Source organism: Pengzhenrongella frigida (genome assembly GCF_004168625.1).
GTDB classification, from domain to species: domain Bacteria; phylum Actinomycetota; class Actinomycetes; order Actinomycetales; family Cellulomonadaceae; genus Pengzhenrongella; species Pengzhenrongella frigida.
Genome location: NZ_SDWW01000017.1, coordinates 1 through 24,391 on the forward strand (window position 1 = coordinate 1; position 24,391 = coordinate 24,391).

Genomic DNA, 24,391 nt, shown 5'->3' on the forward strand with positions numbered 1-24,391 from the left:
GGGTGGGGACTTCTACCTGGCCACCAGCGGGGACTTTCTACTGGCCACCTGCGGGGACTTTCTCATGGCCACGGACACAGGGCCGGGTGAGCGAGTATCTTGAGTTGACCACAGAGCCGACAAACAGATGGATGGCCATTGCCCGGAAAAGACGCGCCGAGTCAGTTGGGCCAAGTTGTCGACGCAGGAGTGAACGAAATCGTCCGCCCGAGACAGTTGCTTCGTCGCGACCGGAGGACGGAATCGCTGCGGAGGTTCGGTGACGCGGGCGTGATTGCGGCCGTGCTGACGGTCTTCCTCGTTCATTTCCGTCCGTGGCAGGGAGGGCTCCTGGAGGATTGGGGGCTTGCTCTCGCATGGGATCAGGAGGGTTTTGGCGGTTTCGTGTCTCGACTGCCCATGACTCTCGGTCGACCTCTTCACCTGTTGCCCCAATACATCGGCATGGCGATGTCGGACGGGGGCTTCGTCGGGCCGTATGCAGTTCTCGGCGCGGTCGCCGTCGGCCAACTCCTGGCCGCCAGGTGGGCGGTCGCTCCGCTCACCAGTTTGCGCAGCCTTCAGTGGACCTTGGCGCTGGCCGTCGCGCTGCACCCGTGGTGGGCGGCGGGCGACATTCTGAGGTTCCTGCCAGCGCAGGTTTCGGTACTTGCCTGCGTCGTCTGGTTCGGGGCGAGCATCCGCTACCTTGCGACTGGGAGGTGGTATTGGGCGAGCGTGGTAGTCGCAGTGCCCTTATTTGGCCTTCTCGCGTACCAGGCACCGGCCGGGGCGTTGGTGATGGCTGCGGTGCTGATCGCACTGCTACGTGACACCTCGATACGACGTAGGATCACACTCGTCGCGCTCACCACCGCAGTGGTACTTGCCGTGGTGACCTGGTCTGTCGTGCTCGCGCCGTTGTACTCCTCCGACTCGTACGAAGCGCAACTCGAGTCCCCGAGCATCGCGCTGGTGGCCTCCATCCGCGCGATCCTGCGCACCCTCGCTCTGAACGCACCCACCGCGGTGGCTGCCCTCATCCTGGTTGGTGCCGGCGTGATCGCGCTCGGCTTTCGGCAGTCGCTGTCGGCGGTGCACGCGTGGCTTCTGCTCTTTGCTCTGGCAGCGACACCGTTGGCTGCCTTCACCTACGCGTCCCAGCTTGCGCACCTCAACGATCCGGAACGTGTTGCCCTGCCCGTCGGCTTCATGATCTGGGTTGTCGCGTGCTGCGCACTGCCGGCACTGAGCAGAGACCGTCAAGTTCGCCTCGCGGGGGTAGTCGCCGCGCTTGCGGGCACAGCGCTCGCGACGGTTGTCGGCTACGGCACCTGGACCACCTACGCGGCGTCGCAGGCCGTGCTAGTTGACTCCGTGCAGACGGTTCGCGAAGCTGTCCCGGAGAGCGCGCGCCTCGTTGTTTCGGATCCGAGTGGTCACTTCGGCGACATCTATACGCTGCTGCCGCCCCACCTCAATCTGGCGCTCGATGCCGAGTACGGTCCAGGCGCGGACGTCGAGCTCTGCACGCCCGCGGGAGTAGTGCGGGACCATCCGACGGCAGCCGTGTACCCGATCCCGACAACTCCGGGCTGTGGCGCGCTCCTGGATGGCATAGCGGTCACCTCTTTGGGGGCGCTCAAGACCTCCGAGGGGACTTTTGATGTCTTCGAGTTGCCGGCGCCAGAATAGTCGGCGGACATGATGTCGGCCCTTTGGTGCTCGTCGAGGTCCCGATTGCGCACACACGCGGGCGTTTGGTGACCCGAGCCGTCTCGAGCTTTCGACCATTCAGACCGTCAGCTGGCGCCGAAAAATCAATCGATTGAGGAGAAGGTAGTTCCAGCAGGCGATGAGCACCATACAACTCACCTTCGCAATCAAGGGCCAGAGCCCCGCGGTGACTAGAGCATGGATGACAAGCGAGGATGCCCCGACGTTGACGAGCGCGAGGGTCGCGTATGCGCCGAACTGACCTCCGATGGGCAAGTCATGGTCTCCGGCGAATGACCAGAGCCGGTAGCCGACGAAGCTAGTCGTCATCCCAACGAGGAAGCTCAGAGCATTTGCCGCGACGGGACCCATTCCGGCAAGCGCGAGGACCTGGAAGATGGCGAGCTCCAACAGGGCAGCCCCGCCACCGACCACGAGGAATCGTGCGACGGGCGGCCCGTGCAAGAAACGGAGCACCCTGCTCCGGATCCACCGAGATGGGCTGTCTTTGTTGGTCATCATCGGTCACCGGACCTCTGCGAAGTGGTGCGGAAGCACATCATCTACGGCCCGCGTGCGTGGCTCGGCCAGGCTGTTCGGGCTCGCCTGCACTGTTGGCTCCGCTGCGCAGACGGTCATCGGACGGCGCGTGGGGGTCGCGGGACACGCGTCTGGGGAGGGTTTCGCCCACAAGGATCTGCGGGCGGCGTTTGGCCTCGTCGAAGACGACCCCGAGATAGAGCCCGATCAGGCCAAGGGTGATCAATTGCATGCCCGACAGGAGGGCAACCATTACGACCAGGGTGGTCCAGCCTGCGGGAATATCTGCACCCGACAACCTCAGAACAAGGGACACGAGGCCGCTCAGGAGCCCCAGCGCCCCGACGACCAGGCCCAGCACGATGCCCAGGTGCAGGGGAGCTTTGCTGAAGGAGACGATGCCCGACGCGGCGAGCGAAAGACTGCGACCGAAGGAGTACTTGCTTCGCCCCGCCTGGCGGGCGGGTGCCTCGAATTCGAGCGTCGCGGTAGGGAGACCGAGCCAGGGGATCAAGCCGCGAAGGAATCGGTCGCTTTCGACGATCTCGTTGGAGAGGATGTTCACGACTCGCGACGACATCAGACGGAAGTCTGCGCCACCCTGGACCATCTGAACCTTGGACAGGTGGCCCATGAGCCAGTAGAAGCCGCGTGACAGTGCTTGCGGCAGCCAACCTTGACCCTCTGTCTTCGATCGAATGGTCTGGACGACGTCGACCCCGGTCTCGAAGAGAGAGAGCATCTGCGGTATGAGTTCGGGCGGGTGCTGCAGATCACCGTCCATGGTGACCACTGCGTCGGCTGTGCTGCACTCCATACCGGCAATGAGTGACATCTGGTGCCCCGCACGTCGCAGGAGTAGCACGGCACGGACCCGATCATCTGCTTCCACAAGCTCCCGGATCAAGAGCGCGGTGCCGTCGGAGCCGGGATCGACCACATATATCACCGACCACGAGTATCGGTCTTGAAGCGACTCCAGCACCTCGACCAAGGCCTTGTGAAAATGCTGGATTCCCTCTGCCTCGTTGTACAGGGGCACGATGACATCGAGGGTAGCTCGAACCGGTGCCTGACCGTCGGGCGCTGAGGTTGTCATATCCGATCATCCAAACGACGGTCACTCGTGACGTGGTCAAATTCAGGAAGCGTGGCGTGAATGCGCTCGAGGAGGTCCTCGACGCTGGGTCCAGGCAGCTCGTTGCAGGCGCGTCCGATCCATTGGGCGACCTCGACGCACGCCCCTCGTGGTGGGGCGGCGGCAATGATATCTACCGAAGGCAACCACGCCGAGCGTTGCTCGGCCGCGCCGATGAAGGACTCGGCGGCCTTTTCTCCGGCTGTATCCCGTGCTGTAACGAGAATGCGGGCAACTGAACGGTCTTGATTCTGACCCTCCGCGTCGCTGGCCTCCACCTGACGCCAGGTCAGCCCCAACGCGCTGAGGATGCGCTTGAGTGCAACCGATAGCTCGACGGAATCGACCGCGCCGTCGGCCGGCACGACGATTGATCCTGGCGGAGCGACGGATGCGAGCATGCAGAGCTGCCCTGCCTCGACCGGTCGGACAAAATAGCGAGTGGTATCTGCGGGGACGGGCAGCGCGTGACCGCGTCCCAAGCGAATGAGCCAGCTCTCCAGGAGAGAGCCACTCGAGAACGCGACGTTGGCAAACCGGGTGGTGTTGACCATCGGCAGTTCATGCTTCACGTACTCTTCCATGACGCGCTTGCTCGCGCCCATCAGGCTCGATGGGTCTGCAGCCTTGTCGGTCGATACCATGAAGAGGCGGCATGCGGGATTACTTTCAGCGGCGGCGCTCAGCGCCCGAAATGTGCCGTTGATGTTGACGTTCAGCATGTGGAGCGCTGACACGGGCTCTCGTTCAGTGCGCACGTGCTTTGCTGCGGCGAAAGCAAAGACCGCATCAAATGGGCCATCGTCGTGGACCACTCGGTTGAGAAGCGGGCTCGTCACGTCAACCAATCGCGGCTCAAACACCGTTTTTGCCGAAATTGCGCCTTCGGACCGAAGGTCGCGCACCAGTTCGGCGAGCCCATTTTCCCAGGTGTCGGCGACGACGACCTTCGCCGGCTCGAGCGCCAAGAGCAAGCGCAATGTCTGACCGCCGATGAAGCCGGCTCCACCTGTTATGAGGATGCGAGATCCATGGTAAGCCTGGTAGATCTCGTCATTCATCGCAGACAATGCCGGCCCAAATACGGAGTCAGTTCGGCCGGTCACCGCCTGGCCGAGTGCGTTTAGGTCGGACGCTAGGGCTATCACTTGTGCTCACCTTCAACGGAGTTTGCAGATCCCGATTGACCGCACATCAATTTCGCCAAGTCCGAAGGGGTGACCTGTTCGCAAAGCTGTGACGCTGCGAGCCATCGCTCGGGTGCCCCGATCACCACGGTTGGTGGTGACCCACGCAGGTCCTTCACTCGAATTGGCGAGTCAAGAATCGCAATTGCCAACTCAACGGATTCGCCCATGCGGACTCCAATCCCCGAGCAGATGTTGAAGAGGCCGATCGGTCGATGTTTCGCTGCATACAAGATACTTGCAATGACAAAATCAGGGCGTACCCAATCGCGCACCGTGCCGGCCGACCATAGTTCGACATCCGTTCCTGACTTGCTTGCCAACGCCAACTTGTTTGATATTTCGGCAAGTGGGCTTCCCTGCTGTGGGGGATTCGCTGCGACATTAAAAACCCGAAGAACGCTCGCACTTCCGGCCTCAAGCACAAGCGTCGTACCCGTGAGTTTCGATCGACCGTAGTCTGACTCGGGTGCGGGGACGCTCTCCTCGCGGCATATGCCGTCCGGCTGATTCGTTCCGTATTCCGCGGCAGACCCAAGGTGCACCAGATGGCCCCCCGTGTTAACGACCTGCTCAGCGAGAAGCCGGGGGAGATCAACGTTCAGCCGCTGCATTGTGTCGTGGTTCCCCACCCGGGCTCCGGCGACGTTGACGACCATCCGGTTGCGCCCCGCAAGGAGTGGTCGAAGAATCTCGCCGCGACTTGCGAGTACATCTCTTGCGGGCACTGCGACCAGGTTCGGAGCATGGTCGAGCAACTGTTTCCCGAACCACCCGGAAGCGCCTACGAGAACGATCTCGGTCATATCAGGCCACGCTCTAGAAGGTCATTCGCGGCGGCGAGATCCTCGACCCGTCCAAGATCCATCCAAAGGTCTGGCACGGTCCGACAGACCACACGCTCTCCACCGGCGGCGAGGTTCATCAAAAAATCTGGCATATCGACGCGCCCGGTCGGCAGCTGTCGGAGTGCCTTCCCGCTGATGACGTTGATTCCTGTGCTGAGCGTATTGAGCGTCGAGGGCTTCTCTTGGATGCCGACCAGATTGCCCTGCTGATCTGCCATCACTACGCCGTAGTCGATTTTGACTTCACGCTCCACACACACCATCGCCGCGCTCGCACCACGTTCCTCGAACCAGTCCAGCAGTTCGCCCATATCGAGGGAAGTGAGAGTGTCGCCGTTGACGACGAGGACCGCGTCTTCGTCCGCGACGTCGAACGGAATGAGACGAAGTGCGCCCGCGGTTCCCAGCGGTTCATCTTCCCGCGTGTACTCGACGTGGACCCCATACTTGGTCCCGTCACCGATAACGGCTTCGACGAGGTGGCCTAGGTAGCCGAGACTGATCACCACCTTGTCGAGTCCCGCGTCGCGGAAGGATCTGAGGACGCGCTCGATGATCGACTCCGCGCCGAGCGGGATCAAAGGCTTGGGTAGAACGAAGGTGTAGGGGCGCAAGCGCGTCCCCGTCCCGCCCGCGAGAATGAAGCCGTACCGCATGTTTCCTCTTCGTCTCATTCGATTCCGCCTATCCCGTCTGGCATCCTTCAGCCCAGATCAAAGAGATCGAAGGCCAGGTCTGTGACGGCGTTCACGAACATGGGCTCCCGATTCAGTCCGAGTCTGCGCAGGCGTGAGCCAAGATCGGCGTTGAGGTAGGCAATTGGCTTTGCCGCAAGGGCTAGTTCACCCGCCTCAAGAAGGGCCTCCGCGTACTTTGCGCCGCTCCGGGACTCTCGAACGTACTCCCGTGCGCGATCGCCGCGGCGTCCTCGGTCGGCACCGTCATCCACGAGTATCCTGAGGGCAACTCGGACTCCCTCGAGCGCGTCCTGCGGGTCAACCTTGATCGCGACGTCATCCGGCAGTTCGGCGTAGTGCGCATGGTCAAAGACCACGACAGGGGTCCCCGAGATCAATTGAGTGAGCACTGAGGCTGATTGTCCCTCAAGGACCGGATCGCGGAGGGCTGCAGCTATGTCAGCGCGTGCGAGGATTTCCTGGAGCAGCGAGTCCGTAACGCGCCCGGTCATCGCGAACTGGTTCTGGAGACCAAGTGTCCGCGCCAGTCCGCCGAGCTCGGCGCGTGCGTCCTCCGTGGCTGGCCCAACCGCCCACAGATGGACATTCTCAGTGAGCACCGGGTCTTTGGCGATTGCCTCAAGAAGCAGATCGATCCGTCTATTGGCATTCGCCGCCCCCACGGTGACAAGTAGGAGCGCATCGTCCGGCAATTCGCTGATAAGTGCGGATGAGCTCGCGCGCTCATTCGACTCGAACCCGATGTGGGGTGAAGGCACAGGCAGTGGCGCGACCGTCACGTGGCCGAGCGTGAGCCCATCGACTCTTCGTGCATGCCAGACCGAGTGCACCACGGCGCCCAGACTTCCCTCTGCGGCAACATCGTCGAGGGGAACCTCCGCACAGAAGCGCAGCCACTCTGCCGCCCCACCGGGTGGAGACGCAGAGCGGAGGATCCCCGCTAGCTCGGGACCCCGCTCGAGCTCCACGCGCTCGACGAGGGCCTCAAGATCATTGCCTTCGATGGCCACGAAGCGCACGAGGTTGGTCAGGGATGCATCGTGGAGGACGACCAGCCCGGGCAGGGAATGCGCGAGCGGCAAGATCCGAGAGTGCCACGGACTATCGCCGAGGACGTAGACCACAAGGTCGAACGCAGCGAGGGCGTTGACGACATCGGTGTTGGCCTCGGCGTAGGGACGCAGTGGGACCGAACACGAGCGGTAGCTTTCTTCCGTAGGGCACCAAATCTCAAGGTCCCAATTCGAACGTAGTCCTGGAATCGCTTGGCTCATCACGTCCGCGATGGCGCTCTCGGGTGCCATTGGCATGACCATCGCGACCTTCACCGCGTCAACTCCTCGATAACGTGGTGCCAGGATAGATCAAGGTTAATTGCTAGATCGTAGGCGGTCCGTCCCATCGAGGCCGCGCGTTCTCGATCGAGGGCGATCTCGTCAAATGCCATCGCGAGGGCCTTCGGCTCGGGTGCCGCTACGAGCCCGGTCTCCCCGTGTTTCACAAGCGTGAGCGTGCCGCCTGAGTCGGTCGCTGTGATTGATGGCTTGTTTGACATTGCAGCCTCGTAGCAGACGTATCCGTACGAGTCCTCGTCGATTGGTAGGTAGACCGATCCGATGCAGCGGGCCAGGAGGTCGATCTTCTCGTCCTCGGTAATGAATCGAGGAATCAACTCGACGCGGTCTTGGATTCCCGCTTTGTCGATTTCCCGGCGGATCTCGTCGAGATCCTCCGGCCTATCGGGTGCACCCGCCACCACTAGTCTGTATCCGGCCTGGGCATGCTGCATGGCTTGTATCGCAAGCCGTTGCCTTTTTCCGTCCGAGATGCGCCCGAGCGCGAGGATGAAGTCCTCTGCGACCTGTGTCTGGTGCTTCACCTCACTATGTGGCGGCGTCATCAGGACCGTGGCCTCAAGCCCCGTGCTTCGCTGCAACCTGTCAGCGATCATCGGAGATATTGCATAAAGGCGCGTCGCACTGGCGAAGGCTGCACGATCGGCAGTGTGGATGGCCTCCACTACTGGGTCGAGGACGGGGTCCGGGGCCCAGCCGACCGGCGGTGGGTCGTATGCTTGCCGCAGTTGGTGGACCAGCCAGATCACCACGTCCGGGTGCGGTATCAAGTATGCCGGGAACTTCAGCCCGATAATTCGATCAACGTTCACCGCGTGTAGAAGCGTGGCTGCAATGATGCCGTCCCGAATCTGTTCGGGCGTGTCCCCAAGGGGGAGTCGGAGTAGCTCCGCCTCATGGCCAGCACGGCGGAGTTCGACAACCAACCGCTCAGCGAGGAGTTCCGCTCCTCCTCGGACGAATGGCGCAGCGTTGTTGGCGACGAGGATCTTCACTGGTCCTCCCCAAGGAGGCGATTGATGACATGGGGCCAGGCAATCTTCAGCTCGGCACGTCGCGCGTAGCTCTGTGTGCCCATCCGCTCCGCCTCTTCCTTGTCCTCGTACAGTCTGTCGAAGGCGAGGGCCAGATTGCGAGGGTTTGGTTCGGCGATGAGGCCCTCCTGTCCGTCTCGTACAAACTCGAGTGCGCCCCCGGAATCGCTCAGGGTAACGATCGGCTTCGCTGAGTGAGACGCCTCGAGCGACGGATAGCCGTAGGAGTCCTCATCTAAGGGCAGATAGGCAAGGGCAAGGCAGCGCGACAACAGATCGACTTTGACATCCTCGTGCAGCCAGCCAAGGAGGTCGACGCGGTCCTGCAACGAATATTCGCGAATGTAGTCGCGAATTTCCTTTCCGAACAGAGCCGAGTCGGGTTTTCCTGCGATGACCAGCCGAACCGGCGTCTTCGTGTAGCGCATCGCCTGCACTGCAAGGAACTGACGTTTGATCGGTGTGATTCTGCTCGGATAGAAGATGAAGTCGCCATAGCAGTCAGTGTGGAAGCGCGAAATATCGCCGCCAATGGGTGGGAAAAGTGGCTCGGGATCGAGGCCGTTGTATGTGCGGACGCGGTCCCTGACAATAAGGGAGTTCGTGAAGACGTCCCGGGACTCACCAAGGCCTTGATTGTCGATTCTTCTCAAGGCTTCACGGTACGCAATGCCCTCGGCATTTGCTGGAACTCCCCGATAGGGCGAGTCCCAGAGATCGAACAACTGTCGATAGTGGTGGATAAACCAGGTCGCCTTGTTCTCGTGCCTGAGGACATGCGCTGGCCAGCGGATCGCTATGAGCCTGTCTCCGGAGCCGGCAAAGGGGGTGGCTCGCAGTCCCACCATGGCCGCGAGCGATGGGCGGGGTTCGGTGGGGAAGGGTAGGTAGAACTCTTCCACCTCATGTCCAGCATCGCGCATAGCCTCGGCCGTCCAGCGCGCTATGAGTCGTCCGCCTCCGTCGATGTGCGGGACGGAGGTCGACGCGATGATGACACGCATTTTCAACGCTCCAATGCGATGCGGGTGCTTCGAGGCAGGTCGCCAAGAATCTGTGCGACTTGCCGCGCCTCGGCTTCGGTGACGAGCGCGCGGAACGTTTCCAGATGGCGCCGTCCAGTTCGCCATTGGCTGAGTCGTCCGCGGAGGGCCCCGGTTGGCTCGCCGAGAAGTCGGGATTTCACCGCGGGGTTGGCTGCGTATGCGCGGATGAGCCACTCGCGCCCTACTCCGCCGACCAGCTTGTTTACCTCGAACTGCACTTCATCTGGGGTGGGTCGGCGCTGTAGCGCTACTTCGTAAAGGGCTTCGATGAAGATCTCGTGGGAGACGGTGCCACGCGTGTAGGTGCGACCGGGGTGCCAGGCGGCGATGCCCAGTTCATTAAGTGCAATCAGGCTTTCCCAAGCGATGAGATCAGAGCGCACCCGCGCAATCCGCTCTTCGGGAAGAGTGAGAGCCTCGTCAGAGTCGGCCAGTTCGTGAGCGACCTCGAGGAGTGACCTGCCTGCCTCGAGCCGGTTCGTCCAGGCCGCAAGGCCCTCAGAGTCGGCCGTGCGACCCAAGATCTCCTGATAGAGCACCAAGACCGCATCTGCCGGCGCCCTGTCGCCCAGCGCGAGTTGCAAGAGGCGGTCGAGCGCTGGGGCAGGAGGTCGAGGCAAGGCAGCGGGCGCGCCCTGCAGCAGTCGAGAAAAGGAGATTCTGCGCCGGGCGGCGCGAGTCTCCGGGTCGAATGTGAGAGCTGAGGTGTCGGGCTCTGGGGGCAGGGGGCCGGGTTCGACACGAACGTCCGCGTCGCCGTCTGCGGGTGCCGGCAGCGGAAGATCGCTGCCTTCAGGCTTCGCTGGGACCTCATCTGCGGGCACATGATCCTCCGGCCCGACATCCTCGCGCGTTGCAGGACCGTCGAGCTCGAGATCTGCTTCAGGGATTGGAACGGGTGGCGCGGCATGGACCGCTCGCAGAACGAGATTCTCACCGGCTAGCGAGGCGATCGTGGATTGCAGGTCGTGGCGTTCCCGAAGGAGGCGATCGACCAGATCTGTTTGGTACCCGTCGAGAGGGTTAGCCGGCACAGACAGCGCAGACTCGAGCTCTGGATCGACCGTAAGATAGTGATTGAGGCCATCGAAAAGGCAGTGAACATAGCCTGCCTCGACTAGCAGACCCACCGCCTCGTCACCTGCAGTTCGGCCGATTCCGGGCGCGACGCCTTCGACCACGCAAATCAGTGGTCGGATCGGGCCGTCAAGAAGGCCTCGCACAACTGCCGGTTCCGCCCCCTCGACATCGATCTTAAGGATGTCCACGCGATCAACGCCGCGCTCGGCGAGTAGCGTGTCGAGGCGCCGGATCGGGACTTCCAACGTGCGAAAGCCCATTGCGTCGCTCCCTGTCACGGCGGGAGCCAGCAGGGAGGCCCAACCGGGGTTGTCAGGGAGTGTGAGGGTGGCGACACCGTCGCGGTCCCCAACGGCCAGGCTGAGGTTGGAGTCCTCCGGGCGCTCGCGCTCGAATGCTTCAAGACGCTCGGGTTGTGGCTCGATATTGATTCCGCGCCAGCCTCGTTCGTACAGGGCTCGGGTCACCGAATCGTACGAGGGATCGAAGGCGCCGACATCGACGTAGAAGCCCGCCGGGCGCTCACCTAAGGCACGCCAAAGGATCACATCCTCGCCGTGCTGGGAGTACGAAATGAACTGAGCGGAATTGGTCACGCGGGGTACCCCATGATCTGCCCTAGGCCTTCCGTGCTTCTCTAGCCGATCGCGTCACCCGACACGACCGGGATCGCGTCGATGCGAGGAACTCCCGATTCCACGGCTTGGCCGTTAGCGCTGATCAATCATAGTCAGCGCAGACGTGCCCCACGAACAATAGTGGACCGATGCTGGCCTCTCGGGCGTCAGCATTTGCGACCGCTCCCGAATCCGCGAGGTCGATGAGCGTGGGGCGGTGCCATCAAACGGGTTTGCGGCCTCTGCGCTCATGTGTCGAGCGCACCGCTGAGGGCCTCGCAGACGGTCGCGATGTCGTTCTCCGAGAGCCCCAGGTGGGTGGGTAGCGAGATCCCCGAGGCGCCGAGTCGCTCGGCGACAGGGAAGCTCGCGTCGGGTTGCAGGTAGGGAGGGAGGTGGTGAAGGGGGTGGAAGACCGGGCGCGTCTCGATGCCCTCGGACGCGAGGTCCACGATGAGCTGGTCGCGTTCGTCTGCGCTGAGGCCCTCGACGGTCACCGTGTAGAGCCAGTTCACCCGGCGAACCTCGGGGCGCGATTCCGGAAGCGCGAGCCGAGCGTTTCCGGAAAGCAGAGCGTCGTACTGCTTGGCGATCTGGTCACGCCGAGCCAGGCTCTCGTCGAACCGCTCGAGCTGAGCGAGTCCGATGGCCGCCGCGATATTGGTCATGCGGTAGTTGTAGCCGACGTCCGTGAACCAATAGCGACGCTCAAGATCCATGCCCTGGCCACGCAGAAGGCGCATGCGCGAGGCGAGCGCGGCGTCGTTCGTGGTGACTGCGCCGCCCTCTCCGGTCGTGAGGATCTTGTTCCCGAAGAAGCTGAACGCGGTCGCCAGGCCGAACGATCCGACTCGGCCACCGTTGATCTCGGCGCCGTGCGCCTCGGCGGAGTCTTCGATCACGGCGATGCCGTGCAGTTCGGCGATCGCCGCGATCGCGACCATGTCGGCGGGGTGGCCGTACAGGTCGACGGGGATGACGGCGCGGGTGCGTGGCGTGATGGCTGCCTCGAACAGGCGGGGATCCATGTTCATGGTGTCCGGCTCGACATCGACGAACACCGGCTCCGCCCCGCAGTAACGAACCGCGTTCGCTGTGGCGATGTAGGTGAGGACGGGGACGACGACTTCATCACCCGGGCCGATTCCGAGAGCGGCAAGCACGAGGTGGAGGGCCGTTGTGCCGTTGTTCGTGGCGATGGCGTGCTTGGCGCCGCACGCGTCCGCGAAGGCGCGCTCGAAATCGGTGATGAATCGACCTGATGACGAGATCCAGGTGGAGTCGAGACACTCGTTCACGTACAGCTTCTCGTTCCCGGACAACTCGGGACTCGCAATGTGGATCATGCCGTCAGTTCCTTCTCTTCAGTGGTCGGGCTGGCACCCCGGCGACAGCCTGGCCATCGGGAATGTCTGAGATGACGACGGAGCCAGCACCGATGACGGCGCCCGCGCCGATCTTGACTCCGGGGATGACGGAAGTTCCGACACCCAGCATGGAATGGGCGCCAACCTCGACGTTTCCCGCCAGATGGGTGCCGGGAGCGATGTGCGCGTACGGCCCGATGACACAGTCGTGGTCGATGCTCGCACCCGTGTTGATGATCGCGCCTTCACCTACGCGCGAGAAGGCGCCGACGATCGCGCCGCGAAGCACGGCGGCGCCTGCCTCGATACTGGCGGTTCGCGCCACCTGTGCGCTGCCGGCGACGAGGGCGTGCGCGACGTATCCCAGCTTGACCGCGTCGCGCTGGCAGCGTTCCCGCAACCTCGAGTCGCCGAGTGCGACGAAGACGCGCACGTACCCCTGGGCGAGCAGTCCGGGAAGCACGTCGTCGGTCCCGAGGTAGGCGACCTCGCTCCGCTCGTGGGGATCGAAACCGGTGCAGCCCAACGGCTGGAACGACGATGTGGGGTTCCAGGCATCGACGCAGGAGCGCGAGTGTCCGCCGTTGCCGATCACAACTACCGGAAGCGGAGGGGACAAAGCGCCCAAATCGCCCGCGAGCGGATCTGACTCATCGGCGGACCCGCTGTCAGAGGACGAGGCGTCGAGCATGGACTTCCCTGGTAGCCGTGACGATTTGTCGTCGAGTTTACCGGACGCGTGAGTCGAGTAGGCCTAGGTGAATCCCGTCCCGGTCAATTCGGGAAGCTGCGGCGCTCGAGTGCCGGCGAAGCAAGGGCGACCGGGCTCGTCCCGGTGAAGACCAGCCGCCGGTAGAACACGTACCGAAATGCGGTGCCCAACGCGAGCCCGACGACGTTCGCCGAGATGTTGTCCGCGAGCGGGGACGTCAGGTTCAGGGCGTAGTGCGAGAACGCCAGGCAGCCGACGCCGATCACCAGCCCACCGAGGTTCACCACCACGAACCCGGCCAGCTCGCGCCGGGGCGAGGACGTCCGGCGACTCGAAAAGGTCCAGTACCGGTTGCCGAGCCACGCCACCAGCGTCGCGACGGCGACCGAGATGACCTTGGCCGTCAGCGGCTTGTGGATCAGCAGCTCTCCGGGGCCGAAGCGAAGCAGGTTGAACAGGCCAAGGTCGACGACGTAGGCGACCGCGCCGACGGAGCCGAACCGGGCGAGCTCGGCGAGCCGCCCGCGTGCCGAGGGGAGCCAGGCGCGCTCGAGCGCGGATCGAGGCGGGCCGAGCCTGCTGGTGGTCACTCCTTGAGGCTAACGGAGGCGCCTGGGCGAGGGGTGTCCAATCCGCTGGGATCCGCTGCGCCGGGCGGCGAGGCGGACCGTCTAGGCTCACGCCTCGTGGCAGCTCCTGTGGTGGCAGTGGTCGGCGGCGGACAGCTCGCCCGGATGATGGCTCCGGCGGCGGCGGCGCTGGGAGTGCACCTGCGCGCCCTGGTGGAGGAGCCGACGTCGTCGGCCGCCCAGGTCATCTGCGACTCGCGGGTGGGCGCGGCGAGCGACGAGGCCGCGATCCGTGCCCTGGTCGCCGGGTCGCAGGCCACCCATGGCCGACGCTCGGCTGCTCCCGCCGCGGACACCCCCGAGGGCGTGAGCGCCGAGGCCCGCGCGGCCGATGTGTTGACGTTCGAGCACGAGCACGTGCCGAACGCGCTGCTCGAGCAGCTGGTGGCCGAGGGGCACCCCGTGCGCCCGGATGCCGCCGCGCTGGTGCACGCGCAGGACAAGATCGTGATGCGCCGCCGGCTCGGCGAGCTCGGCGTGCCCTGCCCGCGTTGGGTCGAGCTGCCGGATGCCGCCGCGCTCGAGGCGTTCCTCGCCCAGGTCGGCGGCACCGCCGTGGTGAAGACCGCCCGCGGCGGGTACGACGGCAAGGGCGTGAGGATCGTGCGCTCGGTCGCCGAGGCCGCGGACTGGTTCGCTGCATCGCAGGCCGACGGTGGCTCCGGCATCCCGCTGCTCGCCGAGGAGAAGATCCCGTTCACGCGTGAGCTCGCGGTGCTGGTCGCACGGCGGCCCTCCGGCCAGATGCGCGCCTGGCCGGTGGTGGAGTCCGTCCAGGTCGACGGGGTCTGCGCCGAGGTGATCGTGCCGGCGCCCGGGTTGGACCCGGCGGTCGCGCGCGCGGCGACGGTCCTCGCGCTCGAGATCGCCGAGGGCCTCGGTGTGACGGGCGTGCTCGCGGTCGAGCTCTTCGAGGTGCCGGGAACAGGTGGCGGTGCGCCCACGGTCGTCGTCAACGAGCTCGCGATGCGCCCGCACAACAGCGGCCACTGGACCATCGAGGGGTCGATGACCAGCCAGTTCGAGCAGCACCTGCGCGCCGTGCTCGACCTGCCTCTCGGCGAGTCCACGGCACGCGCGCCCTGGACGGTCATGGTGAACGTGCTCGGCAACGGTCTCGTCGACCCGGTCGATGCGCTCGCCGCGGTCACCGCGCTCGACGCCGGTGCCAAGGTGCAGCTCTACGGCAAGTCCCCGCGCCAGGGTCGCAAGCTCGGCCACGTGACGGTGATGGGCGACGACCTCACCGAGGTCCGGGCCCGGGCTGCTGCCGCGGCCGCCGTCCTGAGAGGCGCCACCTCGCGCTAGGCCTGCCGCGGACCCGGCGCCGCGGGCCGGTCACCGCGCGACTCTGACAGGCTGACTGCCGAAACATGTCGGCCCCTGCGCGGGTTGTACAGCGCGTTCGGTCTGACACATCTTCAGGACAATCGGGAGCGGTCATGAGTGCAGGGTTCTCCATCGGTACGCCGGTCCCAGCGAGCAGCTCGAGCGTGGCGGGACCGCTCGTGGGCATCGTGATGGGCTCCGACTCCGACTGGCCCGTGATGCAGGCTGCTGCGGACGCGCTGGCCGAGTTCGGGGTGAGCGTCGAGGTCGACGTCGTCTCCGCGCACCGCCAGCCCGAGAAGATGGTGGCGTACGGGCGCTCCGCCGCCGAGCGCGGCCTGCGCGTGATCGTCGCGGGCGCCGGGGGAGCGGCCCACCTGCCCGGCATGCTCGCCGCGGTGACCGTGCTCCCCGTGATCGGTGTCCCGGTCCCGCTCGCGCACCTCGACGGGCTCGACTCGCTGCTCTCGATCGTGCAGATGCCGGCCGGGGTCCCGGTCGCGACCGTCTCGGTCGGCGGCGCGCGCAATGCGGGCCTGCTCGCCGTCCGCATCCTGGCCTCCGGGGCCGACGACGACGCCGCTCGGCTGCGGACCGCGATGGCCGCCTTCCAGGTGGACCTGCGCGACCAGGCGACCGCCAAGGGTGAGCGGCTCCGGACCCAGTACGGCGAGGGCAAGCGCGGCCCGTCGATGGGCTTCAGCGCCTGACCACGTGAGCAACTGATCGCCTGTCCGCGCGGAGCATGGGGCACGTGACACTGGCGACGGCTCAGAGCAGGGTCGATGAGTGTGCTCCAGCCCCGCGCGTCACATGCTCCGCGCCAACGGTTCGGACTCACCGCCGCGAGGCAGCGTTCAGGGAGCGATGCGCCCCGGGGACACGCCGAGCAGGTCACCCGGCTGGCAGTCGAGAGCGTCGCAGATGGCGGTCAGGGTCGAGAACCGGACCGCGCGGGCGCGGTCGTTCTTGAGGACCGAGAGGTTCACCACCGTGACTCCCGCCCGCTGGGCGAGCTCGGTGAGCGTGAGTCCGCGTGCAGCGAGCAGCGCGTCCAGGTGGCACACGACCCGGTGCTCCGGGGCTCCGCCCTGGCCCGGCCCAGCGCCCGGGCCAGGGTCGGGCGCCTCGCCCGCCGAACGGCTCACACGAGCCCCGCGGTGTCCGCGCTGATCTGCGTCCCGCGCCGGAACGCCTCCGCGAGCACGAAGATCAGCGCGGCGATCCCGATCGGCGCGAGCCCGAAGCCGAACACGACCGCGAACGGGTTGGCGCCCTCGGCGGCGTCGAACCCGGAGTACACCGCGAGGGCGGCGAGGTTCGGCAGGGCAGGTGCGACCATCCCGACGACCCCGACGATCGCGCCGGTCCAGCCGATCCGGGCTGCATTGCCCGGGCGGAACGGGTCGCCCGCAGCGACCGCGTTGACGACCGGGACGAGCAGCAGCGCGCATGCCCCGAACGCGAGCCCGATCAGCGCCGCGTCGCCCCGGGCGAGAAACCCTGTCCACCGGCTGGCGCCCCCCTCGGCCACGAGCTGCAGCCCGCCCTCGGCGGCCTGGAGCCGGGCGCCGTCGGGCACCACGACGCCGTCGGCGTTCACGGGCACCGGGCCGCGCACCACGCCGTCCGCCGTCTCGATGCTGATCGGGACCGTCACGGACTCAGGCGCCTGGGTGGCGCCGTTGATCGCGTAGCCGACCCCGCCGACGGCGGCCACCAGTCCTGCGACCAGCAGCAGCCCGGCGATGGCCCGGCTGGTCCGCGGTCCGACGTACTCCGAGTCGCGCAGCGCCATCCGCCGCATCGATTTCATGGCTCCCCCAGGACGTGTGTACATATCGAGGATCGATACGTTGAGACCAAACTTACATATCGATCCTCGATATGTCCAGTCCTCCGGGTTGCGGTTTAACATGTCTTTACGCTTACAGTCGATCGATGCCCCTAGCGACTCTGCCGACCTCAGCCGCGCCGCCACCCACCCCGCTCGAAGCCCGTCACACCCCCCGTCCCGAACGCGAGAAGCCGGCTGCCCCGCCGCGCCGCGCCCGCCTCGGGGCCCTCGACGCGCTGCGGTTCTTCGCCGCGATGGCGGTGCTGATCTACCACTTCACGGTGCGCAACTCGCAGGCATGGGGCCGCCCCCCGGCCGAGGTCTTCCCGAACGCGGGGGAGTGGCTGATGTATGGCGCGCTCGGCCCGGAGCTGTTTCTGGTGATCAGCGGGTTCGTCATCCTCATGACCGCCTGGGACCGGAGCGTGGCCAACGTCGCGGCCTCCCGGATCGCGCGACTGTTCCCGGCCTACTGGTCGGGCGTGCTGCTCACCGGCGCCCTGCTGCTGTGGATCTGGCCGGGCGGCAAGAACGTCACCGCCGGCGAGGTCGCGGTCAACCTCACGATGCTGCAGTCGCTGTTCGACGTCGGCAACGTCGACGGCGTCTACTGGACGCTCTGGGCCGAGCTGCGGTTCTACGTGCTGATCGTCGTGTTCGTGGCGATCGGCATCACCCGCCGCCGGGTGCTGGCGTTCGCGGCGCTCTGGCCGGGCCTTGCCCTGGTCGCCGACGCCGCCGGGCCCGGCTGGCTGCGGACCGTGCTGGTCGCCGAGTACGCGCCGCTGTTCGCCATCGGCATGCTGCTGTTCCTCATCCGCCGCGAGGGCCACTCCGCGCGAGCCTGGTGGCTGGTCGCGGCGAACACCGCCGCGGCGGTCTGGCTCGTCGTGCCCGATCAGCTGGTCAAGCAGCTCCGGAACACCGACCATGCACCGTCGGCGCTCGTCCTCGGGCTGCTCGTGGTGGCCTGTGTCGCCCTGGTCGTCGTGGTCACGCTGACGCCCGTGTCGCGGCTCGACTGGCGCTGGCTGACCACGCTCGGGGCGCTGACGTACCCGCTCTACCTCGTGCACGAGCACTGGGGCTGGTGGATCATCTCGAACCTCACCGGCACGCTGCCGCCGTACCTGGTGCTCGCGCTGGCGACGGCGTTCTCCCTCGCCCTGGCCGCCGGGATCCACTTCGGGGTCGAGCGGCGGGTCGGTCCGCGGTTGCGGTCCACGGCACAGGCGGGGCTGGAGCGCGCGGGGGACGTCGCGCGCGGCCTGACGGCGGGTCAGGGGGTCGGCAGGCCGCCCACGGGTCCGGCGGGGAGGGTCCCTGCCAGGATCGCGGCAAAGAACGCCGGCGACGTGTCCGGGTCGAGCTGCACCGTCGAGCCGATGTCCCCCGGTCGGTAGTCCGGGTTGGAGATCGGCGGCGTGCCGCGGATCCCTTCCGGGCCGGTCGCCTTGCGGAACGCGAGCGCAAGGCGCCCCAGGTCGACGATGTCCGTCTCGTTGCTCACCTGGACCGCGCCGAGGCCGGTCCGGATCAGGCTCACCTGCTTGCCCGGGTGCAGCGCGAGCGACGGCGTCGCGATCGTCGAGGTCAGCGCCGAGATGAGCTGCTGCTGGCGCTTGGCTCGGCCGATGTCGCCCTCGCGGTCGGCCTTGCGCATCCGTGAGAAAGCGAGCGCCATGTTGCCGTCGACGACCTTGCAGCCCGGTGCGTCCCAGGCGAGGCCGGAGTCGACGTCGAACAGCGGGAAGTCGACATGATTGACCGCCGGGTCGAGGCACAGCTCGACGCCGCCGGCGGCGTCGACCACGTTCTTGACCCCGCCGAGGCCGACCTCGACGAAGTGGTCGACGTGGATGCCGGTGAGCTGCTCTACGGTCTCGACGAGGAGCGGCGCCTGCCCGAGCGAGTAGGCGGCGTTCAGCTTCGCCGGGCCGTGGCCCGGGATGTCGACGTACGTGTCGCGAGGCAGGCTGATCAGCGCTGCGGGGCCGCTCTGCGGTACCTGGAGCAGCATGATCGTGTCGGTGCGGGCGCCGGGCGTCTCGTTGTCCTCGATGGTGCCGTCTGCGCGCGAGTCCGACCCCGCCAGCAGGTACGTCGTGCCGGGCGTGTTCGCAGCGCCCGACAGCGCATCGACGTGCTGGATCTTGCCGTTCGCCCAGATCAGCAGGCCGACCGGCCAGGCGACCAAGGCGATGACCACGACGGCGGCGATGAGCCCGAGGCGCCTGCGGCGTGAGCCGGGCTGGCGCGGGGGCTTCGGGGGCGATGCGGCGGGCGGGCGGGCCGGCAGGCGGGTCGGCGGCGTGGCCGTCGGCCGGGGAGGGGTCGTGCCGCGGGATGCGGATGCCCCCGCAGGCAGCTGTCCGGCGCGGGGGCGCGGGGGAGCCGACGGGGTGGGTGGGCGGCGCGGGGTGCCGATCGGGGTCGCGTGCTCGGTGGCCGCCGGACGCCGGGTCTCGCCGCCGGGCGTGAAGCTCGGCGGAGGTGCCGAGGGCGTGCGACTGGCCGGCGCGCGCGGGGGACTCGGCCGTGAACCCTGCGCCGAGCGGTGGCCGGCATCGTCGACGGGTTGGGCGTTGCCGCCCGTGCGGGCGCGGCTGGCACCCGGTGGGCGGCGCGGCTGATCGTCCTGGGGCACGGGGTCCTCAGCCGCAGACCGCGGTGACGTCGTCGGCCGTGATGGCGTCCTTGCCCGGCTCCTTCGGCTCGGTCGGCTCGACCGGAGCGGGCTCGACGGCAGGTGCTGCCGGGTCCGGTGTGGCACCCGGGGTTGCGGCCGGTGTCTCGGCGGCCGGTTCTTCGACTGCCGTGATCGGCTGGTCTGCCGCGAGGTTCGCCCAGATGGCGTCGGCGGCGTCGGTCATCACGACCCGGTTCGGATCCGACGGCGCGGTGGCGAACGGGATGGTCATGAACGTGATGCTGCCACTCGCCGTGCCGCGCAGGCTGAAGGCGAGGCCGGAGAGATTGGGGATCGATGCCAGGTTCGGGCTGGCCGTGATCGACGACGTCGCTGCGCTGAGGAACTGCAGCAGCTCGGGCACGTCGGTGAGGAGGTTCTTCGACTGCACCGCGCGCACGGTGGCGGCGAGCAGCTCCTGCTGGCGGCCGATCCGGTTCGTGTCGGAACCATCGCCGACCCCTGTCCCGGTGCGGGCCCGGGCGAAGGCGAGCGCCGTCGTGCCGTCGAGGGTCTGCTGCCCGGCGGTCAGGTGCAGGCCCGCCTTCGGCGAGTCCATGTCGTTCGGCACGCAGATCGGCACTCCGCCGAGTGCATCGACCATGCGGGTGAAGCCGGCGAAGTCGATGACCACGAAGTCGTCCAGCAGGAGGTTGGTGTTCTTCTCGACCGTCTTCCACGCGCACGCCGCCGCGTCGGAGACCTCACCGCTCTCGGATCCGATCGAGAACGCCGAGTTGAACTGCCCCTTCTGGGCCTTCGAGCTGGTGCCGTCGGAGCGTTCGCACGCGGGGATGTCGACGAGCGTGTCGCGCGGGATCGACACCAGATCGGCACGGGTCCGGTCGGCCGAGAGGTGCAGCACGATCGTGGTGTCCGAGCGCATGCCCGACACCTCGCCGCCGATCTCGGCGTTCTCGCCGTCGCGCACGTCCGAGCCCATGAGCAGGATGTTGAGCGCCCGCCCCGCGTTCGGGTCGTTCGGGTCCGGCGTGACGGCCGCTGCCGGCCGGTCGTCGCCGAGCAGGTCGCTGATGTCCGCGGACTGGATGTTCCCCTGCAGCTTCGTGTACGCCGTGGCGACTCCGGTCACGCTGAACGCGAGCAGCGCCGTGACGGCGAGCGCCGTGCCGAACACGATCCGGTGGGTCTCGGGTCGGCGGGCGTGACGCGCGGCGTGCGGGCGCGCAGAGGTTGCGTGATGAGAGGGCACCTGAGGAGTTTAGGGTGCCGGGCTGGACGTTTGCTGGATCTGGGGGGTCGCGGCGTGGAGGACCTGTGCACATCCACCGCCGCGCGGGCCCGTCTGGCCCGCGCGGTCGCCTCGGTCAGCGACCGAGCTGCACGTACTTCGCCTCGGTCGCGTCCTTCTGCGGGCGCCACCACGCCTCGTTCGCCTGGTACCACGCGACCGTCGCCGCGAGCCCGTCGCGGAAGCCGGAGAAGCGGGGAGCCCAGCCGAGCTCGGTGCGCAGCTTGCTGGAGTCGATCGCGTAGCGCATGTCGTGCCCGGGCCGGTCGCTGACCAGGTCGTATGCGTCGCGCGGCTGGCCGGTGAGCTCGAGGATCAGCTCGATGACGTCCTTGTTGTTCATCTCGCCGTCGGCGCCGATGAGGTAGGTCTCGCCGATGCGGCCACCGTCGATGATCGCCCAGACCGCGGAGTTGTGGTCCTCGACGTGGATCCAGTCGCGCACGTTCTCGCCGGTGCCGTAGAGCTTGGGGCGCACCCCGTCGATCACGTTGGTGATCTGGCGGGGGATGAACTTCTCGACGTGCTGGTACGGACCGTAGTTGTTCGAGCAGTTCGAGATCGTCGCGCGGACGCCGAACGAGCGGACCCAGGCGCGCACCAGCAGGTCGCTCGCGGCCTTGGTCGACGAGTACGGGCTCGACGGGTTGTACGGCGTCTCGGGCGTGAAGCGGTCCGGGTCGTCGAGCTCGAGGTCGCCGTAGACCTCGTCGGTCGAGATGTGGTGGTAGCGCTTGTCGTGGCGCCGGACGGCCTCGAGCAGCGTGTAGGTGCCGATCACGTTGGTCTGCACGAACGGCCACGGGTTCTCAAGAGAGTTGTCGTTGTGCGACTCGGCAGCGAAATGGACGACGACGTCCGTGGCGGCCACGAGGCGGTCGACCAGGTCGGCATCGGTGATGTCGCCCTGGACGAAGGTGATCTTGTCGGCGACCGGCGCGAGGGACGCCTCGTCGCCCGCGTAGGTCAGCGCATCGAGGACCGTGATCTGCACGTCGGGGCGGTCGCGGACCGCGTGGTGGACGAAGTTCGAGCCGATGAAGCCGGCTCCGCCGGTGACGAGCAGACGCACGAGATTCCTCCAGGTTTGCCAGGTCGGGCCGTCCCGAGCGTAATCGTCTCGATCCGACTTTCTGAAACGCGGCACAGATCGGGCGCAATCGGCTCGACCAACTCCTCAGTTTGTCTTGATAACGTGCGATGGGGAAGAAAAGGTCTCGGACGAGCGTGGCGGTGCTTGACCACGGTCCGGCGCCGCTCGACACTGCCGAAGGTCGAACTTTCCAGAGGTCAGGATTCTCATGTATCTGCAGTTCGCACTCGTGGCACTGCTCGCGCTCACCGGGCTCGCGCAATCCGGCCCCTCGGAGCACGACGCGCGCGCCCACGATCGAGCGGTCGTCGCGTCGGTCGCCAGCCCGGAAGCAGAGGCACCGACGCTCGAGGAGCGCGACATCGTCGTCCCCCCGGTCGACGCGACGGGCGGGGTCGAGGCACCCGTCGAGCCGCTCGCGACCCCGTCGGACGTCGACCCGGTCGTCGCCGACCAGCTGGTCACCCCCGAACGCCTGGAGAGCGCAGTGGTCGAAGCCGCCGGCTTCCAGACGCTCGGGATGACCTGGCCCGAGGACTCCGAGGTGGGCGAGCTCGCCGGCCAGGTGCGGACGCGGGCCGACGGAACGTGGTCCGAGTGGATCGACCTCGTGCCGGCGGACGACGCCCCCGACGCCGGCACCGCCGATGCGGCACATGCCCTGCGCGGCGGCACGGACTCCATCGCGATCGGGGACGCCGACGCCGTGCAGCTCTCCTTCGCGGCCACGGCCGAGGGGGGACCGGACGGCCTGAGCCTGGCGCTCGTCGGATCGCCGCTGTCCGCCGTGACCGACGGGGTGGTCGGCACCTCGGCGAGCAGCGACGCCACGGTACGGACGGCGGCGTACTCCACCGGACTCGTCAAGGCGGTGCCCGCACCTCGGGTGATCTCGCGCGCCGAGTGGCAGGCCCCCGCGCAGGTGTGCGCGCCGGACGTCGCGTCGTCGCTCGTGGGTGCAGTCGTGCACCACACCGCAGGCTCGAACAACTACTCCTCCGTCGCCGAGGCGATGCAGCAGATTCGCAATGACGCCGCCTATCACATCAGCGGGCGCGGCTGGTGCGACATCGGCTACAACTTCATCGTCGACAAGTGGGGAAACATCTACGAGGGCCGCGCCAACAGCCTCAACCAGGCGGTCATCGGCGTGCACGCGGGTGGCTTCAACACCGGCACGGTCGGCGTGTCCATGCTGGGGACCTACGGCGCGATGCCGTCGGCGGCGACCCAGGACGGCGTCGCACGCATCATCGGGTGGCGTCTCGGGTCCTACGGGGTCAACCCGCAGGGATCGATGTCCTACAGCACCGGCGCCGGCGAGAACTCGAAGTTCATCAACCAGACGGTGAACCTGCCGCGGGTGATCGGGCATCGCGACGTGGCCTACACGGCGTGCCCCGGGGACGGCGGCTACGCAGCGCTCGGGTGGATCCGGGCGCGCGCCGCGTCCTTCGCCTACTCCGGGCCGCTCGTCTCGGCGCTCTACTCGGACATGCTCGGACGCGTCGTCGACCAGGGCGGGCTCGCTGCCTGGACCGGTGCGCTGAACAACGGGACGAGCGCTGGCCAGCTCGCCAGCACCCTGGCGATCAGCCAGGAATACGCGACCACCGAGGTGCGGCGGGCCTACGTCGACGTCCTGCGCAGGCAGCCCGACGATGCCGGCCTGGTCAACTGGACGAACGCGGTCATGGGTGGGGTGCTCCGCCCGGAGGACCTGCGCGGTGCCCTGATCGCCAGCCAGGAGTACTACAACAACGCCGGCGGTAGCGATCCCGCCTACATCACGGCGCTCTACCGCGACATCCTGTTCCGGGCACCGCAGGCCGCAGAAGCCTCCGGGTGGCTGTCGGTCATTGCGACCACGGGCCGCGGGACGGTCTCCCACGGGGTCTGGAAATCCATGGAGAGCGCCCGGATCCGCGTGGACGAGGCCTACCACCAGTACCTCGGTCGGTCCGCCGACCAGGCGGGGATCGGTGGCTGGGCGCCCGTCCTTCAGTCCCGGGGCGAGGGTGCGTTGCGCTCGGCGATCGTCGACAGTGACGAGTACATGCAGCGGGCCTTCGCCCGATTCTGAGCCCAGCGACCCCTCGCGAGACGTTGCACTGGATCGCCCTCGGCAATCACGCCGAGTAGACTGCCAGCGCTCCGGCGTGAAGCGTGGGGCTCATGGCCTGTTGAGCGGTCGTGCCATGTCGGAGAAGGGTGCTGTGTCTTGGCGGATGACCGGGGACGGAAC

At 66.8% G+C, this 24,391-nt stretch carries 22 protein-coding genes and 1 pseudogene; 6 read left to right on the forward strand and 17 right to left on the reverse strand.

The window, feature by feature from the left end; genetic code table 11:
• Window positions 1-189 precede the first annotated feature (189 nt).
• Window positions 190-1,674 (forward strand): hypothetical protein, encoded by a 1,485-nt coding sequence (locus EUA98_RS08610; protein ID WP_130102271.1) that lies wholly within the window; start codon window positions 190-192, stop codon window positions 1,672-1,674.
• A gap of 99 nt (window positions 1,675-1,773) precedes the next feature.
• On the opposite strand, the gene EUA98_RS08615 is transcribed toward EUA98_RS08610, so the two are convergent.
• The 12 genes from EUA98_RS08615 to EUA98_RS08670 form a co-directional block, all read right to left on the reverse strand.
• A complete protein-coding gene (locus EUA98_RS08615; RefSeq protein ID WP_130102272.1) occupies window positions 1,774-2,217 on the reverse strand; it encodes a GtrA family protein in 444 nt (147 codons plus the stop codon).
• A gap of 37 nt (window positions 2,218-2,254) precedes the next feature.
• The gene (locus tag EUA98_RS08620; protein ID WP_165372768.1) at window positions 2,255-3,277 is read right to left on the reverse strand and encodes a glycosyltransferase family 2 protein; all 1,023 of its coding nucleotides are present in this window, start codon (window positions 3,275-3,277) and stop codon (window positions 2,255-2,257) included.
• A gap of 53 nt (window positions 3,278-3,330) precedes the next feature.
• Window positions 3,331-4,434: a polysaccharide biosynthesis protein gene (locus EUA98_RS08625; protein ID WP_130102274.1), complete on the reverse strand. Its 1,104-nt coding sequence runs from the start codon at window positions 4,432-4,434 to the stop codon at window positions 3,331-3,333.
• A gap of 83 nt (window positions 4,435-4,517) precedes the next feature.
• Window positions 4,518-5,366, reverse strand: a complete 849-nt coding sequence (locus tag EUA98_RS08630; RefSeq protein WP_130102275.1) for an NAD-dependent epimerase/dehydratase family protein — start codon at window positions 5,364-5,366, stop codon at window positions 4,518-4,520.
• Complete coding sequence (locus EUA98_RS08635) at window positions 5,363-6,064, reverse strand: sugar phosphate nucleotidyltransferase (RefSeq protein WP_165372769.1); 702 nt, start codon at window positions 6,062-6,064, stop codon at window positions 5,363-5,365. Before EUA98_RS08635 ends, EUA98_RS08630 begins: the two co-directional genes overlap by 4 nt.
• 47 nt (window positions 6,065-6,111) lie before the next feature.
• On the reverse strand, window positions 6,112-7,434 hold the full coding sequence (locus tag EUA98_RS08640; protein ID WP_130102277.1) for a glycosyltransferase: 1,323 nt from the start codon (window positions 7,432-7,434) through the stop codon (window positions 6,112-6,114).
• Window positions 7,431-8,456, reverse strand: a complete 1,026-nt coding sequence (locus tag EUA98_RS08645) for a glycosyltransferase family 4 protein (RefSeq protein WP_130102278.1) — start codon at window positions 8,454-8,456, stop codon at window positions 7,431-7,433. The genes EUA98_RS08640 and EUA98_RS08645 overlap by 4 nt, the downstream gene beginning before the upstream one ends.
• Window positions 8,453-9,499 (reverse strand): glycosyltransferase family 4 protein, encoded by a 1,047-nt coding sequence (locus tag EUA98_RS08650; protein WP_207219018.1) that lies wholly within the window; start codon window positions 9,497-9,499, stop codon window positions 8,453-8,455. The genes EUA98_RS08645 and EUA98_RS08650 overlap by 4 nt, the downstream gene beginning before the upstream one ends.
• Before the next feature lie 2 nt (window positions 9,500-9,501).
• Window positions 9,502-11,217 (reverse strand): FkbM family methyltransferase, encoded by a 1,716-nt coding sequence (locus EUA98_RS08655; protein WP_130102279.1) that lies wholly within the window; start codon window positions 11,215-11,217, stop codon window positions 9,502-9,504.
• A 269-nt stretch (window positions 11,218-11,486) separates the two neighbouring features.
• On the reverse strand, window positions 11,487-12,584 hold the full coding sequence (locus EUA98_RS08660; protein ID WP_130102280.1) for a DegT/DnrJ/EryC1/StrS family aminotransferase: 1,098 nt from the start codon (window positions 12,582-12,584) through the stop codon (window positions 11,487-11,489).
• A 4-nt stretch (window positions 12,585-12,588) separates the two neighbouring features.
• On the reverse strand, window positions 12,589-13,296 hold the full coding sequence (locus tag EUA98_RS08665; protein WP_130102281.1) for an acetyltransferase: 708 nt from the start codon (window positions 13,294-13,296) through the stop codon (window positions 12,589-12,591).
• 83 nt (window positions 13,297-13,379) lie between these two features.
• On the reverse strand, window positions 13,380-13,907 hold the full coding sequence (locus EUA98_RS08670; protein ID WP_130102282.1) for a GtrA family protein: 528 nt from the start codon (window positions 13,905-13,907) through the stop codon (window positions 13,380-13,382).
• A gap of 96 nt (window positions 13,908-14,003) precedes the next feature.
• Here EUA98_RS08670 and EUA98_RS08675 point away from each other — a divergent pair, with 96 nt between their 5' ends.
• Window positions 14,004-15,254 carry a 5-(carboxyamino)imidazole ribonucleotide synthase gene (locus tag EUA98_RS08675; protein ID WP_130102283.1) on the forward strand — a complete coding sequence of 417 codons (1,251 nt, stop codon included), beginning with the start codon at window positions 14,004-14,006 and terminating at the stop codon, window positions 15,252-15,254.
• A 134-nt stretch (window positions 15,255-15,388) separates the two neighbouring features.
• On the forward strand, window positions 15,389-15,985 hold the full coding sequence (gene purE / locus EUA98_RS08680) for a 5-(carboxyamino)imidazole ribonucleotide mutase (protein WP_130102284.1): 597 nt from the start codon (window positions 15,389-15,391) through the stop codon (window positions 15,983-15,985).
• Window positions 15,986-16,132: 147 nt separating this feature from the next.
• Here purE and EUA98_RS08685 read toward each other — a convergent pair whose 3' ends face one another.
• Window positions 16,133-16,342 (reverse strand): helix-turn-helix domain-containing protein, encoded by a 210-nt coding sequence (locus EUA98_RS08685; protein ID WP_207219021.1) that lies wholly within the window; start codon window positions 16,340-16,342, stop codon window positions 16,133-16,135.
• Between the two features lie 77 nt (window positions 16,343-16,419).
• Complete coding sequence (locus EUA98_RS08690; protein WP_130102286.1) at window positions 16,420-17,091, reverse strand: DUF2975 domain-containing protein; 672 nt, start codon at window positions 17,089-17,091, stop codon at window positions 16,420-16,422.
• Between the two features lie 125 nt (window positions 17,092-17,216).
• Here EUA98_RS08690 and EUA98_RS20235 point away from each other — a divergent pair.
• Window positions 17,217-18,275, forward strand: a pseudogene (locus tag EUA98_RS20235) (acyltransferase family protein); the annotation flags it as partial.
• Window positions 18,276-18,391: 116 nt separating this feature from the next.
• Here EUA98_RS20235 and EUA98_RS08700 read toward each other — a convergent pair.
• Window positions 18,392-19,321, reverse strand: a complete 930-nt coding sequence (locus EUA98_RS08700; RefSeq protein ID WP_242511356.1) for an LCP family protein — start codon at window positions 19,319-19,321, stop codon at window positions 18,392-18,394.
• On the opposite strand from EUA98_RS08700, the gene EUA98_RS20240 reads away from it, so the two are divergent.
• Window positions 19,314-19,745, forward strand: a complete 432-nt coding sequence (locus EUA98_RS20240) for a hypothetical protein (protein ID WP_242511357.1) — start codon at window positions 19,314-19,316, stop codon at window positions 19,743-19,745. The genes EUA98_RS08700 and EUA98_RS20240 overlap by 8 nt on opposite strands.
• A gap of 21 nt (window positions 19,746-19,766) precedes the next feature.
• Here EUA98_RS20240 and EUA98_RS08705 read toward each other — a convergent pair whose 3' ends face one another.
• Both EUA98_RS08705 and rfbB read right to left on the reverse strand, forming a co-directional pair.
• Window positions 19,767-21,014 (reverse strand): LCP family protein, encoded by a 1,248-nt coding sequence (locus tag EUA98_RS08705; protein WP_242511358.1) that lies wholly within the window; start codon window positions 21,012-21,014, stop codon window positions 19,767-19,769.
• Between the two features lie 115 nt (window positions 21,015-21,129).
• On the reverse strand, window positions 21,130-22,125 hold the full coding sequence (gene rfbB, locus EUA98_RS08710) for a dTDP-glucose 4,6-dehydratase (protein WP_130102289.1): 996 nt from the start codon (window positions 22,123-22,125) through the stop codon (window positions 21,130-21,132).
• A 229-nt stretch (window positions 22,126-22,354) separates the two neighbouring features.
• On the opposite strand from rfbB, the gene EUA98_RS08715 reads away from it, so the two are divergent.
• Complete coding sequence (locus EUA98_RS08715; RefSeq protein WP_130102290.1) at window positions 22,355-24,229, forward strand: DUF4214 domain-containing protein; 1,875 nt, start codon at window positions 22,355-22,357, stop codon at window positions 24,227-24,229.
• Window positions 24,230-24,391 lie beyond the last annotated feature (162 nt).

Excerpts from the sequence above, each read along its gene's own strand:
- EUA98_RS08615 (WP_130102272.1), bottom strand. The coding sequence starts at position 2,217 with ATGATGACCAACAAAGACAGCCCATCTCGGTGGATCCGGAGCAGGGTG.
- purE (WP_130102284.1), top strand. The coding sequence starts at position 15,389 with ATGAGTGCAGGGTTCTCCATCGGTACGCCGGTCCCAGCGAGCAGCTCG.
- EUA98_RS20240 (WP_242511357.1), top strand. The coding sequence starts at position 19,314 with ATGACCACGACGGCGGCGATGAGCCCGAGGCGCCTGCGGCGTGAGCCG.
- EUA98_RS08665 (WP_130102281.1), bottom strand. The coding sequence starts at position 13,296 with ATGCTCGACGCCTCGTCCTCTGACAGCGGGTCCGCCGATGAGTCAGAT.
- EUA98_RS08625 (WP_130102274.1), bottom strand. The coding sequence starts at position 4,434 with ATGAATGACGAGATCTACCAGGCTTACCATGGATCTCGCATCCTCATA.
- EUA98_RS08715 (WP_130102290.1), top strand. The coding sequence starts at position 22,355 with ATGTATCTGCAGTTCGCACTCGTGGCACTGCTCGCGCTCACCGGGCTC.
- EUA98_RS08650 (WP_207219018.1), bottom strand. The coding sequence starts at position 9,499 with ATGCGTGTCATCATCGCGTCGACCTCCGTCCCGCACATCGACGGAGGC.
- EUA98_RS08630 (WP_130102275.1), bottom strand. The coding sequence starts at position 5,366 with ATGACCGAGATCGTTCTCGTAGGCGCTTCCGGGTGGTTCGGGAAACAG.
- EUA98_RS08635 (WP_165372769.1), bottom strand. The coding sequence starts at position 6,064 with ATGCGGTACGGCTTCATTCTCGCGGGCGGGACGGGGACGCGCTTGCGC.
- EUA98_RS08660 (WP_130102280.1), bottom strand. The coding sequence starts at position 12,584 with ATGATCCACATTGCGAGTCCCGAGTTGTCCGGGAACGAGAAGCTGTAC.
- EUA98_RS08690 (WP_130102286.1), bottom strand. The coding sequence starts at position 17,091 with ATGAAATCGATGCGGCGGATGGCGCTGCGCGACTCGGAGTACGTCGGA.